This is a genomic window from Bradyrhizobium sp. URHA0013 (assembly GCF_000518345.1).
GTDB lineage: Bacteria > Pseudomonadota > Alphaproteobacteria > Rhizobiales > Xanthobacteraceae > Bradyrhizobium.
The window spans coordinates 1,089,277-1,104,960 of the sequence record NZ_KI912426.1; the positions used below are offsets into that span (position 1 = coordinate 1,089,277).

Here is a 15,684-nt window from a genome sequence, read left to right on the forward strand (position 1 = left end):
CCAGCCATTTGCGCCAATCTGGTTGGTGATACCCGGCGATGCTTGATCCAGATCAACCCTCGCGATCGGCCAGACGCTCCCTATTCAAGCGCAGGATTTCAGAACCCGACGTTGGGACATGAGCACGATGGATGCCACCGCTGCTTCGTCGATACGCCGCGACGAAACGCTGCCAGTCGCGCTGTTGCTGGCCTTCACCGGTGGCTACCTCGACGCCTATACGTGGATCATCCACGGCGTCATGGCTAACGCCCAGACGGCCAATCTCGTCCTGCTGTGGGTTTATGGCTCGGTCGGCGACTGGACGAAGGCGCTCCACTTCGTCCCACCGATCCTTGCGTTCGCGGTCGGTATTGTCGCCGCGTCATGGCTGCGTCGAGCGGCGCGCGAGCGCGCCAGTGCCATCAGCACGCTGCTCGAGATTCTCCTGCTCGTCATCATCGCAGTCCTGCACAATCGCTTGCCGGATCTCGCGGGAACGCTTGGGATTTCGTTCGTCGCCGCCGTACAGAGCGCCGTTTTCACGAGGGTTGAGGGCGTGCTCTACAGCTCCGTCATGATCACGGGCAACATGCGGCAAGCGATTGAAGGCATGTTCGCTGTGGCCTCCCGGAATGGCTCGCTACGGCCGCCGGGCATTTTTGCTGTCTTGTGCATCACGTTCGGCCTTGGCGCCGCTCTTGGCGCCTTCGCGACCAAGCAGATCCCGGATCTGGCGCTCGGTGTCCCCGTGATCGCGCTCCTGGTTGTGCTGTTGCGGTGCGAAAGTCCGGACGACGAGGCCAGCCCATGACCTCATCGGACCGTAGATCGCGCCGGCCCTTCCTGTTTCCGCCCGCGGCTTGGCTGGCGGGGTATCACAGTGCCTGGCTGCGTTCGGACGCGATCGCCGGAATCACCCTCGCGGCTTATGCGATCCCCGTGTCACTGGCCTATGCCACGCTGGCGGGCCTGCCGCCCCAGATCGGAATCTACGGCTACATGCTCGGCGGCATCGGCTATGCGCTGCTCGGGTCGTCGCGCCAGCTTGCGGTCGGTCCGACCTCGGCGATCTCGCTGATGATTGCGGCGACGGTTGGGACATTGTCCGGCGGAGACGCGGCGAAATACGCCGAGATCGCAAGCTTGGCCGCATGCGCGGTGGCGCTGCTGTGCCTGATCGCATGGTTGTTCAAGCTCAGCGTTCTCGTCCGCCTGGTGAGCGACAGTATCCTGGTCGGCTTCAAGGCCGGCGCGGGACTTACCATCATGATGAGCCAGTTGCCGAGCCTGTTCGGCGTCGCCGGAGGCGGTCACAATTTTTTCGATCGCGCCATCAAGCTCGCCGGTCAGCTCGGCGGCATCAATTGGCTGGTTCTGGCGATCGGAGCCCTCGCGCTCTTGTTCCTGTTGGTGGGAGAACGGCGGCTGCCCGGAAGGCCGGTCGGGCTCACGATCATGGCGTTGTCGATTGTCGTGGCGACATTGCTTGGCCTTCCGTCCCTTGGCGTGCCGGTCACCGGGAAAATCCCAGAGGGATTGCCGGCTATCGGGTTGCCGAGTTTTGGCCTGTTGGAGCCCGACGAGCTCTTCCCGCTGGCTGCGGGATGCGTGCTCCTGGCCTATATCGAAGGCGTCTCCGCCGCCCGCAGCTTTGCTGCCAAACACGGCTATGCGCTCGATGTCCGGCAGGAGTTTTTGGGGCTGGGCGCGGCGAACCTCGTTACCGCCTTCGGCCACGGCTATCCCGTGGCCGGCGGGCTGTCGCAATCCGCGGTCAACGACAATGCCGGAGCGCGCACGCCGCTGGCCCTGGTGATCTGCTCGGTGACGCTTGCGCTATGCCTGCTGTTCTTCACGGGGTTGTTGACGAACCTACCCAAGGCAGTGCTTGCGGCGATCGTCTTTGCCGCCGTCTACAGGCTGGTGGACATCCGCGCGCTGTTGCGAATGTGGCAAGTCAGCCGCATCGACTTTCATGCCGCGGCGATTGCGCTGCTGGCCGTGTTGCTCCTGGGGATATTGCAAGGCGTCCTGCTGGCGGCTATTGCGTCGATCGTTCTGCTGCTGGCGCGGGCCTCGCGTCCGAATGTCGCGTTCCTCGGCCGGCTCCCCGGTACTGGCCGTTACTCCGACAATGCGAGGCACGATGGCGTCGAGCCATTGGTCGGCATCATCGCGTTTCGACCCGAAGCCTCGCTGCTTTACATCAATGCTGAAACGATCCTGGAAACAGTGTTAGGCACCTTGCCGCTATCGGTCGGCGTCAGGCTGGTTGTCTGCGATCTGTCGGCGTCACCCTACATCGATCTGGCCGGCGCGCGCATGTTGCATGACCTCTATGACGAACTCGCCTCCCGAAATATCACCTTCCGCATCGTCGGCGCGCACGCGCAATTGCGCGATCTGCTGCGGGCTGAGGGGCTGGCGGAAAAGACCGACAGCGGGGCGTGGCTTCGTTCGGTCGACAGCGTGCTCGGGGAAAGCATGACCGGACAATCATCTGATCCCAATCCATAGGATCCGCCCGACTTATTGGCCGGTCGGCTCTGATGCGATCTCACCATCGTCCTCGATCCGTCATGCGGCAGCGCTTTGGACGATGTCGCACCGGAAATTACTCCAGGCCTCTTCAAGATGCTCGACCCTTGACTTGGATCAATAGACCGAGGTGAGCGGGCACCACGATCCTAGCCGTGACATCGCAAAGATCCGGAGAGAGACATGTCCAAGGACGCCAAGGCTGCAGAAAAGCGCATCGATCAGTTCATTTCCGGGCCCGGCGGCCGGGCGGACGACTGGCGCGATCTGGTCGAAGCAGCCAAAGCATGGGCGCGCGCCGGCGATCGCGCCAGGTACGATGCGGCACTGGCCGATCTCTCCGTCATTGAAGAGTTTCACGGGTATCCTGGGCTACAACTGATGGCCGCTTTGCGCGAAGCGGCCTCGGCCGGGGATGCGGCGGGTTCACTTGGTCTTGCGACGCGGATTACGCAGGCCCTGATGACAAGATCCTTCCGCCAACATGCCGGCGATTGGGATCCCAAGGACGACGGCAGTGGCGACGCACCCGAACTCGTGTCCTCGACTTTCGGCTCACATGCAGCCCGGCGACCCTATTTCGAAACGTTGGTCGTCACCGGCATCTCCTCCGAGAAGTGGCCGGCTCTCGCTGCCGAATGGCGCAAGTTGCGCCGTCCGGTCGATTCTTTCGTCTATGAGCCGGTGATCGTCGGCAGCCTCGAAGACGCCTTCTGCGCGACAATGCTCAACCCCAATATCGCCGCCGTCGTCATCAACGAAGGTTTCGGCCTGCGCTCGCGTCACGACGCGCCGATACTCCGCACCATGACCGCCGCCGCTGGCATCAATGACGAGGCGGACGCGTCCGCGCTCCGGCTCGCGCACGTCATCAAGCGGGTCCGTCCCGAGCTCGACATCTATCTGATGTCGAATCGCGACGTGGAGGCAATGGCGGGGAACCCCGAAGCCAATGTGGTCCGGCGGATATTCTACTCCATCGAGGAGCTCCTCGAGCTCCATCTCTCCATCCTCGAAGGGATCCAGGACCGCTTCGATACGCCATTCTTCGACAATCTCAAGAAATACGCGCAACGCCCGATCGGCACGTTCCACGCGCTGCCGATCGCTCGCGGCAAGTCTGTCTTCAGGTCGGACTGGATCCGCGATATGGGCGAGTTCTACGGCTTGAACCTGTTCCTGGCCGAAAGCAGCGCGACCACCGGCGGCCTCGACAGCCTGCTGGAGCCGACCGGCACCATCAAGAAAGCACAGGACAAGGCGGCGCGAGCGCTCGGCGCCGATCGCGTGTTCTTCGTGACCAACGGCACCTCGACTTCAAACAAGATGGCAGTGCAGGCGCTGCTTGGGCCGGGCGACATCGCGATCGTCGATCGCAACTGTCACAAGTCGCACCACTACGGCATGGTGCTGGCCGGCGCCCAGCCGATCTATGTCGAAGCGTTCCCGATGACGGAGTATTCGATGTACGGCGCGGTGCCGCTGAAGACCATCAAGCAGGCGCTGTTGAACGCGAGGGCCGACGGCAGGCTGGATCGCGTCAAGATGCTCGACCTGACCAACTGCACCTTCGACGGCCACATCTACAACACCCGACGAGTGATGGAGGAGTGTCTCGCGATCAAGCCGGATTTGATCTTCCTGTGGGACGAAGCCTGGTTCGGCTTCGCGCGCTTCTCGCCGTTCCTGCGGCGACGGACCGCGATGGGCGCCGCCAACGAGATCGAGGCCTGGATGCACGACCCGAAATCGGTCGCGGCTTACGAGAAGCAGCAGGCCGAGCTCGGCAAGACTCCGTCGGACGAGGTACTGCTCAAGACCCGACTGGTTCCCGATCCGCGGCAGATCCGCTTGCGCGTCTACCAGACCAACTCGACCCATAAGTCGATGTCGGCGATCCGTCAGGGCTCGATGCTGTCGGTCAAGGACGTCGAATTCCACACCGTCGAGCAGCAATTCAAGGAGGCGGTGTTCACGCACGCGTCGACCAGCCCGAACCAGCAGCTCATCGCCAGCCTCGACGTCTCGCGTCGCCAGATGGAGCTCGAGGGCTACGGCCTGGTGGCCAACGCGATCGAAATCGCGTTCGCGATCCGCAGGGCGGTCAACGGCAATCCGCTGATCTCGAAATACTTCCGGATTCTCGGCGCGGACGCGATGGTGCCGGCGCAATATCGCCAGAGCGGCTTCACCGACTATCTCGCAACAGGCATGAATTGGGCGAGCATCCTGAAGAGCCTGGACGACGACGAGTTCTGCCTCGATCCGACCCGCATGACCTTGGTGTGCGGCACCGCCGGCTACGACGGCACGCAGTTCAAGGGCATCCTTGCCAATGATTACAATATCCAGATCAACAAGACGTCGCGCAATTCGGTGCTATTCCAGTCCAACATCAACAACACCCGTAGCGATGTTGCGCATCTGGTGAGGGTGCTGGCCGAGATCGCGGGCGAGGTCGACCGCGGGCTGGTTCAGGGCGGTGCCAATGCGAAGAAGACCTTCGAGGCGCGGGTCAAGAGTCTGATGACCGATGTGCCCGACCTGCCGAACTTCTCGCAGTTTCACGACAGTTTCCGTGGCGATGCCGGCACCAAGACCAACGAGGGCGACATCCGCAGCGGCTTCTACTCGGCCTACGACGCAGCGGGATGCGAATATATCCGGCTCGGCGATTCCGAGATCGACCGTCGCCTCAAGGCCGGGCCGGACCTCGTCTCCGCGAGTTTCGTGATCCCGTATCCGCCTGGCTTCCCGATCATGGTGCCGGGGCAGGTCATCACCCAGGAAACCATCGACTTCATGCGCAAGCTCGATGTGAAGGAAATCCACGGCTACGACGCCAAGGAAGGGCTGAAGCTCGTACGCGCCGAAGCCCTCGCAAAGATCGGTCGGCCCAAGCCCGGTGCCGCGCCGAAGCTGAAGGCCGCATCATAATAAAGGGGACGGACATGCAAGGGTTTTTCACGTTCTTGCAGCAGAACCCGTTTCTGTTGCTGTTCTTCGTCGTCGGGCTCGCCGTCTGGATCGGCCGGGCCAGCATCAAGGGGTACGGCCTCGGCATGGTTGCCGGCGCCATCGTAGTGGGCGCAGCCCTTTCGGTCTGGGCCTCGACCTACGGCGTGAAGCTTGAGCTCAACACCTTTGCCAAGAGCCTCTTCTACTATCTGTTCATGTATGGCGTCGGCCTGCGCGTGGGGCCGTCCTTCATCAACAGCCTGAAGGGCGATGGGCTGAAATTCTGTATCCTTGCCCTGGTGTCGAGCGTTCTTGGTCTGGCGCTTGTCGTCATCTGCTCAAAACTCTTCGCGCTGCCGATCGGGGCTGCCGGCGGCATGCTGGCGGGGTCGCAGACCATGTCGGCCGCGATCGGTTCGGCCGAGCAAGCCATCACCTCCGGTGTCGTGAAGCTTCCTGACGGCATGAAGGCCGAGGACGCGTCGGGCATGATCGCGCTGTCCTACGGCATCACCTACATCTGGGGCACGGTCGGCATCATCTTGATCTGCAAGTACCTGCCGCGCTGGTGGGGCGTCGACGCCAAGGCGGCTGCCAGGCAGTACGAGCAGGAGTTCGGCGTCAAGGATCTCGAAGGCGGCGGCCTGACGGGTTACCGGCAGTTCGGCCTGCGCGCCTACCGGCTCGAAAACCCGGCCCAGGTCGGCATGAGCATCGCCAAATTCCGTGTGATGAATCCCGAATACCGCATCGTCAACGTGGCGCGCGGCGGAGAGCCGCAGGGCGCCGATCCCGAATTCGTCCTGCAAAAGGGCGACGTCGTCGCGCTCGGCGGCTCGACCGAACATCTGACCGACAAGATGGGCCTGATCGGTCCCGAGGTTGCCGACGCCAAGGCGCTCGGCATTCCCATGGATCAGGCGGACATCCTCGTCACCAACAAGGAGATGGCCGGACGGACCTTTGAATCCTTCCGCGATACGGCCATCGCGGGCCAGCTGCAGGTCACCAAGGTGGAACGTGGCGGCGTACAGATCCCTGCGGGTCTCAAAACTGAGTTGCAGCGGATGGACATCGTCTCGGTGGTCGGCATCAAGTCGGCAGTCAGCGAGCTCGGTGAGATGTGGGGACGTATTGCGCGGACCAACACCTCGACCGACCTGTTGACGCTTGCCTCAGGCATGATCATCGGCTTCCTGATCGGGATGATCGAATTTCCAGCCTTCGGCGCCAAGATCGGCCTAGGCAATGCCGGTGGATTGTTGCTGTCCGGCGTGATCGTCTCGTCGCTGGTCTCGCGGCTCCGCTTCTTCGGCAATACGCCGAACGCGGCGCGCAACGTGCTGGAGGATCTCGGCCTCGTGGTCTTCGTCGCCATCGTCGGTATCAATGCCGGCGCCGGACTGTTGGCGCAACTCACGGGCGCGGTTGCCTTGAAGATCTTCGTCGCCGGCTTCATTGCCTGCACGATCCCGCCGTTCATCGTCTGGGCAATCGGCTATCACGTGTTCAAAATTAATCCGGCCGTGTTGATGGGCGGCGTTGCCGGTGCGCGGTCGCACTCCGGTCCGTGCCGCGAAGCCGCGGTGGAAATCCAGAGCTCCGTGCCCTGGATCGGATTCCCGGTCGGCTACGCGGTGTCCGGCATTCTGCTCACCGTGTTCGGCTACTTCGCGATGATCCTGGCTCAATAGCTCGGCGTCACAACCAGAGGAAATAAAACTCATGAGAAAAGTCGCTATCTATGCCGCCCTGGTCGCCTCGCTGGCAGGCGTCGCCGGCTTCAGCACGCCCTCGCGGGCAGAGACCGGTCAGGTGGCCGTTGTCTTCACCAAGGGCGGTTTCATCGTTGGTGTCGGTGGCGGCGAGGGCGTTCTGCTGCTCCGGGGCCACAAATATCCCTTCACCGTCTCGGGCATGAGCGTCGGCTTCACGATCGGCGCCTCGACCACCAAGCTGGTCGGCCGCGCCCTCAACCTGAGGGGGCCGGAGTCGATCGAAGGCTCCTATGCTGTGGGCGGGGCGGGCGGTGCCATCGCCGCCGGCGCAGGTGCCGTTCAGCTGCAAAACGGCAACGGCGTGATTCTGCAGCTCAGCGGACCGAAGGTCGGAGCCGAGCTGTCAGCTGCGGTGGGGGGCGTGACGATAAGTTTGAAGCGCTAGAGCGGCAGTCGGGCCGCTTTGGCGGTCGCGGCGTTCAAGCCAGAATGGCGGCTGCTTCTCTCAGGCACGCAAGTCAGGGAAGCGGCCGCAGATCAGCGCCAGGTTCGGTGCCAACCGCGTTTCGGGAGGCATCGTCGAAAAGCGGATCACGGCACCCATACCGAGGAGGGCATGCCATGCATCGTTATCTCCTAGCTCTTGCTGCGACCTTCGTTCTTCTCACGGCCACGCTCATTCCTGATGACGCCTATGCCCGCCGCGGAGGCGGTGGCGGCTATCGCGGAGGTGGAGGGGGCATGCGCGCCGGAGGTTTCCATGGTGGCGCCGTTCACGCCGGCCGGATCCATGGCGGAGGCGGACGCCATTACGCAGGAGGTCCGCGGCCAAGCCATCCGATCGCCGGTCGTCCGGGTCGTCCCGGTTACCCTGTTGCGGGCCGTCCCGGCCGTCCGATCGCCGGTTATCCTGGAGGCTATCCGCGATATGGCTATCGAGGCGCGGCTTTACGGTGCTGCTGCCGTCGGTGCGGCCGCCGCCGGCGCCTATGGATACTACAACAACAGCTACAACAACGGTTGTTATCAGGACACGTATGGCAACTGGGTCTGTCCCAATCAGTACCCGTATTGAAAGAATGCGTTGCTGACGGTCCCAGCGAAGTCCGTCGGCAGCATCGATCGGACCGCGCCCGCCGTGCGGCCCGATCACCTCGTCAATAGCGTTCGGTGACGAAGTTCATCCCGCGCAGGACCGCCTGGTCATTGTAGCGCCCCTTGTCTGAACGCTTCGGCAGCTTCACCTTGTCCTTCTTGATCCGCTTGTGCGGGATAGCCTTCAGGATGTGCGCGATACAGTTCAGCCGCGCCCGCCGCTTGTCGTCGGAGCGAATGATGTACCAAGGCGCGTCCTTCGTGCTCGTCTTCTTGAGCATCAGGTCGCGCGCGCGCGAATAATCATACCAGCGTTTGAAGGATTGGAGGTCCATCGGACTCAGCTTCCATTGCCGCAGCGGATCGTCGATGCGGGCGTTGAAGCGGCGCTCCTGCTCGTCCATCCCGACCTCGAGCCAGATCTTGATCAGGATGATGCCGCCGTCGATGGCGTACTTTTCCATCTGCGGGCAGAGCGCGAGGAAACGATCGTGCTCGGCGGGCGAGCAGAACCCCATGACATATTCGACGCCGGCACGATTGTACCAGCTCCGGTCGAAGATCACGATCTCGCCGCCGGCCGGAAACTGCTTCATGTAGCGCTGGAAGAAAAGCTGCGTCTTTTCGCGATCCGATGGCGCCGGCAGCGCCACCACGCGGAATACGCGCGGGCTGACCTTTTCTGTGATCGCCTTGATCGTGCCGCCCTTGCCGGCCGCGTCGCGGCCTTCGAACAGGACGATGACTCGAAGCTTGTTTTCCTTTACATAATCCTGGAGATGGCAAAGCTCGATCTGGAGCTTTTCGAGCTCCTTCTCGTAGTCCTTGCGTTTCATCCGCTCTGAGGCTTCGTCCTTTGCCATGCCGCTCCGCCTTCTCTTGACTCGGCCGAAACGTGATCAGTCGCCCCAGGAAATGATGACGCCGATGTCGCCGGGCACGCCGTCAGGAAAATCGATGACCTGATAGCCGATGCGATAGCCGCGAGGCTTGAGGTATTCGGACCAGAGCTCGAAGATCTCTTTTGGAATTCCCGTCAGCGTTTTCTCCCAGCCCGCCTCCATTTGGTTGATCGCGCGGCCCTTGTCGGTGCACAGGGTGTTCGGGAAGCGATAGACCTGCACTTCGGTCAGGCCGTTGCGAACCGCGCGCTGGATGATGGTCGAGGCGAGCTTGATTTTCTCCTCCTCGGATTTGCCGGACGGTTTGCTCAGCCGTTCGATCAAGTCGCGCTTCTCGGCTTCGGCCGCGGCGGCGAGGCGAACATATTCCTCGGCCTTTCTGGCTTCCTCGAGTGCAGCTTCCTTGCGAATTTGCAGTGCGTTGGGAATGAGCTCATCGATGCCGGGCATGATTGGTATGTTCCTGGCTTGCTGTGGGAGCGGAGTCAGGGCTAAGCTAGGTTTCGCGCCGTTCGGACCTTTGATTCATATCAAGCAATTTTCTCACCTGCGCGGCCACGGTAACGAGCCGGCGCGCAGACCGCCCTGATCCCTTCTGTGGAGGCGACCATTGAGCGAGCAACTTCATCCGATGGCCCCGCATCATCTGCCGTTCTATCTCGCGCCGGGAAGCGGCACGGACGTGTTGATGGTCGTGATGGGAATCTTCCTGGTCGGCACCGTGCTCTGGGTCGGTACGCTCTATTGGAAGCTGCACAGCCTGCCCGAACGAATGGCGCACAAGTCGCAGAAGCTGCAGTTCGAGATCGTGGCCGTGCTGGGCATCATCTCGCTCTTTACGCACATGCACATTTTCTGGGTGGCCGGCCTTCTGCTCGCGATGATCGACTTGCCAGATTTCGGCACGCCGCTGCGGAGTATCGCAGGCTCGGTCGAGAGGATCGCTGACGCCGCGCCAGGTGAGGGTCGGGAGCCCGAACTACCAGGCTTGCCGCCGGTCGAGAAGCCGATCGCCAAGAAGGAGCATAGCCATGTTTGAGCTCATGTTCTGCTCCCTTCTGACCATCCTGCCGGACTACCTCTACCGCCGCTATGCCCAGGGCAAACGTTTCGGCAAGGAGATCACCTTCTTTTCCATCTGGTATGAATTGCGATGGGGCATCACCGGCTGCCTGATGCTGACGATTTCTCTGATCACCATGATCTTCTACTTTCACCCGTCAACCACCTCGGCCACGCTCTATTTTCGCACGGTGCCGATCCTGCCCGAGGGCTCCGGCCGGGTGGCGGAAGTCAATGTCGGCTACAGCGAGGCCGTGAAGAAGGGTGACGTGCTGTTCAGGCTGGACGGTTCGAAGCAGAAGGCTGCTTTGGAAACAGCCACCCGCAAGATCGCCGAGGTCGACGCTGCGATGACAAGCGCCGAAAACGACGTCGTCAAAGCCGAAGCGCAGATCCAGGAAGCCAAGGCCAGCCTTCAGCAGGCCAAGGACGAGCTGGACGTCAAGACGGAGTTGCAGCGCCGCAATCCCGGTATCGTCCCGCAGCGCGATATCGAGAAATTACAGATCGTGGTCAACCAGCGGCAGGCTGGTGTGGACTCTGCCAGCGCGTCCAAAACGTCAGCGACATTGCGGCTTTCAACGCTATTGCCGGCTGAAAAAGCGAGCGGCCAGGCGGCGTTGGCGGAGGCGCAGGTCGATCTGGACAAGACCTTTGTTCGCGCCGGTGTCGACGGCCGCGTGGAGCAATTCCTGGTCCGCACCGGCGATGTCGTCAATCAGCTGATGCGCCCGGCCGGCGTGCTGGTTCCGGACGGTGCCGGCAGGCGCGCCTTGCAGGCCGGCTTTGGTCAGATCGAGGCGCAGGTGATGAAGGTCGGCATGGTGGCGGAAGCAACCTGCATCTCGAAGCCGTGGGTGATCATTCCCATGGTCGTCACCAGCGTCCAGGATTTCATCGCGGCCGGGCAGTTCCGAACCGGCGAGCAACTGATCGAGGCGCAGAATGTCGGGCGACCTGGAACGATTCTGGCTTTCCTGGAGCCGCTCTACAAGGGCGGGCTTGAAGGCGTGACGCCGGGCAGCAGCTGCATCGTCAATGCCTATACCAGCAATCATGAGGAGATCTCCGCGAAGGAGACGGGCACGGGGCGGGCAATTGCCTTGCACGTCGTCGATGGTGTTGGCCTCGTGCACGCCATGCTCTTGCGAATTCAGGCGCTCTTGCTGCCGATCAAAACGCTGGTGCTGAGCGGGCACTGACAGGCTTCGCTTTGGTTTGAATCGCACTTCGGTTCAGCGATGCGCCTCAGTTGAGCCGGTCTGGCCTCATGAGCCAGTCCGACCACCGAGCGCATATCAACTGTGAGCGCCACATGGTCCCTGCGAGAATGCCGGTTTGGCTTCGTTCTATCATTGTCGCCAGCGCTGTTGTGCTTGTGCTTGGAGCTGGCCTGTTCGGCTACCGCTGGTACTCTCGCCCGACGACGCTGACCATCGCGGTCGGATCGCTGGATGGCGAAGCCACGCGTCTGGTATCGGCGTTGGCAAGCCGGCTTGCCGTCGCGAACGCGCCGGTCCGGCTCAAGCTGGTGGAAACCACCAACGCGCTTGATGCCGCCGAGCAGTTTGCGGCGGAAAAGGTCGAGCTTGCTGTCGTCCGCGGTGACGTCGGCGACCTATCGCAGGCGCAGGCTATCGTGGTCCTCGCCCATGCCGTTGTCCTGTTGGTTGCGCCGCCGGGCTCCTCGATTACCGAAATCGCTGGTCTGAAGCGCACCAGCGTCGGCGTGATCGGCGGCGAGATGAATCGCAAGGTCGTCGACGTCCTCAGCGACGAATACGGCCTTGGACGCGCCAACGTGACATTCCGCAATCTCCAGCCGGCAGACGCGCGGCGGGCACTCGATGCCAAGGAGGTACGAGCGATTTTGATCGTCGTTCCTCTTGCCGAAAAGTATCTGGCCCTCTTGCGCGGCCTCTTTCTGCAGACGCCGAAGACCGCGCCGGTCCTCCTTCCCGTCGAGGCGGCTGGTGCCATCGCGGAAAAGCAGCGCGCCTATGAAAGCTTCGATGTCCCGAAGGGCACGCTGCGCGGTTCGCCGCCTGTCCCGAGCGAGGATCTCACCACGCTGCGGGTTTCGTTCTATGTGGTCGCGCAAAAGCAGCTCAGCGCAGAGGTGGCGGGCAGCCTGGCCGACGCGCTGATGAAGGCACGCAGGGACCTGCTCGGCGAATTGCCGATCCTCTCGCAAATGACCGCGCCGAGCACGGATTCGGACGCCTTCCTCTCCCGGTCCATCCCGGCGCCGCAGCATTCTACAACGGAACGCAGCAGAGCTTTCTGGACGAATGGGGAAACGCGATCTTTCTCGCGCCCATGATTTTCGGCGGCCTCATCTCCGTATTGGCGGCGGCTTGGAAATTCCTTCAGGTGCGTGATTCCTCTAAAGACGAACGGGGCCTGGACTTGCTGTATGCGCTGGGCGCGCGGATACGCAGGACTGAGGCGGAGGCCGAACTGTCCGATATCGAGGTCGAGATCGACCGGGTGCTCCAGGGCCAGCGCGCCAAGGCCGCTGCAGGAGACGAGAATGCGCTCGATGTCTCCACACTGAATGTAGCCGCGCACCGCCTTCAAAGCCTGATCCACGATCGCCGGATCTTACTTTCTGCGCGGCTGGGCAGCAGCGGCCAAGCGGTGCGGCCGGACATCGACCGGATCGAACGTCCGGCCGCGGAGTGAATAGCTCCGACCTCCGGGAGAGCTCCATCTTCTTTGATCTTGATCAATAGAAGATACTGATCGTCCAAGATGCTTGGTCCAACGGGAGCTCAAGGGAGGACGTGATGCTTCGTTGCGGGAACACTCTGATCGCGATGGCGTTGCTCTTGGCGATGCCTGTCGCCGCAGTAGCCCAAACCGCAGACGCTCCGGCGGCCCCAAGTAGCCAAGTCCAAACCGCCGGCAAGCCTCCAGCGGCTGCTGAGTTGCTCAAGCCCGAGCAGCTCGAAGCTCTGGTCGCACCGATTGCGCTCTATCCGGACGAACTGCTTGCAAACGTGCTGGCCGCGTCCACCTATCCCTTGGAAGTCGTGCAGGCCGATCGCTGGCTGAAAGAGCGCAAGACTCTGAAGGGTGATGCCCTGAAGACTGAAGTCGAGAAGCAGCCGTGGGATGACAGCGTCAAGGCGCTGGCCTCAACCGCCGAAGTGTTGACCATGATGAGCGACAAGCTCGACTGGACCAAGGCGCTGGGCGACGCCGTGCTCGCGCAGCAACCGGATGTGATGGATGCGGTGCAGCGGCTGCGCACCAAGGCCTATGACAACAAGAAGCTGGTGACCACCACGCAGCAGAAGGTCAGCGTCAAGACCGAGGAAAGCAGGCAGGTGGTCGTGATCGAGCCGGCAGTTCCCGATACGATATACGTGCCGTACTACGAGCCTGCGACAGTCTACGGCGCGTGGCCCTACACCGAGTATCCACCGTATTACTTTGGCTATCCCTCCTATATCGGCGCGGGTGTGGTCGCGGCTGGTCTTGCATTCGGCACGGCTTGGGCCATTGGCCGCTGGGGCAATTATTGGGGCGGCGGCTGCAACTGGGGCAACCGCAACGTCTATATCAATCACCGAACCACCAATATCGGAAACGGCTGGCAACACAATCCGTCGCATCGCCAGGGCGTTCGCTACAACAATTCAAATGTTCAGCAGCGCTTCGGCAACAGCAACCTCAAGGCCGGTGCCGCCGACCGGATGGATTTCCGCGGCCGTGACGGACAGCAGAAGCCGGGACAGGATCGGCCTGGTGCGGGAGATCGCGCAGGAGATCGTGCCGGCGACCGCGCAGGTGATCGAGGCGGTGACCGACAAGGCCCGGGGGATCGTGCCAAGGCGGGGGGCGATCGTGCTAAAGGTGGTGGCGATCGCGCGGCCAAGGGTGGTGGTGCCAAGAATGCCGGCGCAAAAAGTGCCAGCTCTAAAGCGGGCGGTGCCAAGGGCGGCGGTGGCGCCAAGGCAGCGAACCGCGGGGGTGGCGGCGCCCTGAACGTGTCGTCGGGCCGCTCGGCGGCTGCAGCATCGGCGCGTGGCCAGGCGAGCATGGCGAGCATGGGACCGCGCGGTGGCGGCGGCGGAGGTGCGAGCTTCGCCGGCCGAGGCGGCGGCGGAGGCTTCCAGGGTGGCGGTGGCGGTGGCCGCGGTGGTGGTGGCGGTGGCGGACGGCGTTCCGATATCGGGCTGAAGCATGATGTCGTTCTGCTCGGCCATCTCGCAAGCGGCCTTGGTTACTACCGCTTCAGCTATATCGGCAGCGACAAGGCCTATGTCGGGGTCATTGCGCAGGAAGTCGAAGAGGTGAAGCCAGAAGCCGTTACCCGCGGAGCCGATGGTTATCTCCGGGTCTATTACGAGAAGCTCGGTCTAAAATTCCGTACGTATCGGGATTGGCTCGCCGGCGGCGCGACGATTCCTGCGCAGGTGATGCCATGATAAGCTTCAAGTCGCTTCATCGCATCGCCCTGCCGGCCATCATGGCGCTGGCGCTCACGAGTTCGCCATCCCGGGCGCAGCAATCGTATCCGACACCGGAGGATGCAGCGGCGGCGCTCGCGTCGGCGGTCAAGAGCGGACCGGAACGGGCCGTCCTGAAAGTGCTCGGCAGCGCTGCCGAGGACATCGTCTCGTCCGGTGATGAGGTCGCCGACGTCGACATCCGGAAACGTTTCACCTCGATGTACGACGCCAAGCATTCGATCAAAGCGGAGGGTAACAAGAAGGCAATTCTGATGTTGGGTCCGGACGAATTCCCGTTCCCGATCCCGCTCGTCAACACCAGGACCGGCTGGGAATTCGATATCGCCGAAGGTCGCATCGAGGTGCTCTATCGCCGCATCGGCCGCAATGAGCTCGACGCCATCCAGACCAGTCTCGCCTTTGTCGATGCCGAGAACGACTACGCCGACAAGGATCGCGGCGAGGGGGCCGGCGTGTACGCACAACGCATCGTCAGCAGCGCGGGCAAGAAGGACGGGTTGTTCTGGCGTGACGACAATGACCAGAGCCCGCTCGGCGCGTTAGCAGCGCAGGCTTCGGCTGAAGGCTACAAGGCCGAGGAGGGTGCGGCGCCCTACCACGGCTATTATTTCCGGATCCTGAAGGGGCAGGGGTCGAACGCGCCAGGCGGCGCGCTCAACTATGTGGTCAATGGCAAGATGATCGGAGGTTTTGCACTGGTCGCCTGGCCTGCCGAGTACGGCAATTCCGGCGTCATGACCTTCCTGGTCAACCATGCGGGCGTTATCTATCAAAAGGATCTCGGTTATCGGACCAAGGTTCTCGTGTCCCGCATGACTGCATTCGATCCGGACCAGACCTGGAAGAAGGTCGATGGTACAAAACCCTGAGCGACGTACGCAGATAGTGCGTCTGGCACCTTCGTATCGGTCGCCAACCTTAGCACGATCATGATCTCTATGAAGTGAG

At 62.4% G+C, this 15,684-nt stretch carries 11 protein-coding genes and 2 pseudogenes; 11 read left to right on the top strand and 2 right to left on the bottom strand.

The genetic code is table 11. The annotated features are described in order from the left end of the window. Positions 1-118: 118 nt before the first annotated feature. The 6 genes and pseudogenes from N551_RS0125620 (at position 119) to N551_RS0125645 (ending at position 8,271) form a co-directional block, all read left to right on the top strand. Positions 119-793, top strand: a complete 675-nt coding sequence (locus N551_RS0125620) for a YoaK family protein (RefSeq protein ID WP_027569343.1) — start codon at positions 119-121, stop codon at positions 791-793. After that, on the top strand, positions 790-2,499 hold the full coding sequence (locus N551_RS0125625; RefSeq protein ID WP_027569344.1) for a SulP family inorganic anion transporter: 1,710 nt from the start codon (positions 790-792) through the stop codon (positions 2,497-2,499). Before N551_RS0125620 ends, N551_RS0125625 begins: the two co-directional genes overlap by 4 nt. Before the next feature lie 204 nt (positions 2,500-2,703). Continuing rightward, entirely contained in the window at positions 2,704-5,457 is a 2,754-nt protein-coding gene (locus N551_RS0125630) for a decarboxylase (RefSeq protein ID WP_027569345.1), read from the top strand. 14 nt (positions 5,458-5,471) lie between these two features. Next, the gene (locus N551_RS0125635; RefSeq protein WP_027569346.1) at positions 5,472-7,172 is read left to right on the top strand and encodes an aspartate:alanine exchanger family transporter; all 1,701 of its coding nucleotides are present in this window, start codon (positions 5,472-5,474) and stop codon (positions 7,170-7,172) included. A 31-nt stretch (positions 7,173-7,203) separates the two neighbouring features. Continuing rightward, positions 7,204-7,641, top strand: a complete 438-nt coding sequence (locus N551_RS0125640) for a hypothetical protein (RefSeq protein WP_027569347.1) — start codon at positions 7,204-7,206, stop codon at positions 7,639-7,641. Positions 7,642-7,817: 176 nt separating this feature from the next. Then, positions 7,818-8,271 (top strand): annotated as a pseudogene (locus N551_RS0125645) (hypothetical protein). Positions 8,272-8,353: 82 nt separating this feature from the next. Here the strand turns inward: N551_RS0125645 and ppk2 are convergent. After that, entirely contained in the window at positions 8,354-9,154 is an 801-nt protein-coding gene (gene ppk2, locus N551_RS0125650; protein ID WP_027569349.1) for a polyphosphate kinase 2, read from the bottom strand. Between the two features lie 36 nt (positions 9,155-9,190). Continuing rightward, a complete protein-coding gene (locus N551_RS0125655; RefSeq protein ID WP_027569350.1) occupies positions 9,191-9,643 on the bottom strand; it encodes a hypothetical protein in 453 nt (150 codons plus the stop codon). 181 nt (positions 9,644-9,824) lie between these two features. Here N551_RS0125655 and N551_RS0125660 point away from each other — a divergent pair, with 181 nt between their 5' ends. The 5 genes and pseudogenes from N551_RS0125660 (at position 9,825) to N551_RS0125680 (ending at position 15,605) form a co-directional block, all read left to right on the top strand. After that, positions 9,825-10,232 carry a hypothetical protein gene (locus N551_RS0125660; RefSeq protein ID WP_035962349.1) on the top strand — a complete coding sequence of 136 codons (408 nt, stop codon included), beginning with the start codon at positions 9,825-9,827 and terminating at the stop codon, positions 10,230-10,232. Then, the gene (locus tag N551_RS0125665; protein WP_027569352.1) at positions 10,225-11,457 is read left to right on the top strand and encodes an HlyD family secretion protein; all 1,233 of its coding nucleotides are present in this window, start codon (positions 10,225-10,227) and stop codon (positions 11,455-11,457) included. The genes N551_RS0125660 and N551_RS0125665 overlap by 8 nt, the downstream gene beginning before the upstream one ends. Before the next feature lie 113 nt (positions 11,458-11,570). Then, positions 11,571-12,940, top strand: a pseudogene (locus N551_RS36245) (TAXI family TRAP transporter solute-binding subunit). Positions 12,941-13,044: 104 nt separating this feature from the next. Further along, positions 13,045-14,691: a DUF3300 domain-containing protein gene (locus N551_RS0125675; RefSeq protein ID WP_027569353.1), complete on the top strand. Its 1,647-nt coding sequence runs from the start codon at positions 13,045-13,047 to the stop codon at positions 14,689-14,691. Next, the gene (locus N551_RS0125680) at positions 14,688-15,605 is read left to right on the top strand and encodes a DUF2950 domain-containing protein (RefSeq protein ID WP_027569354.1); all 918 of its coding nucleotides are present in this window, start codon (positions 14,688-14,690) and stop codon (positions 15,603-15,605) included. The genes N551_RS0125675 and N551_RS0125680 overlap by 4 nt, the downstream gene beginning before the upstream one ends. Positions 15,606-15,684 lie beyond the last annotated feature (79 nt).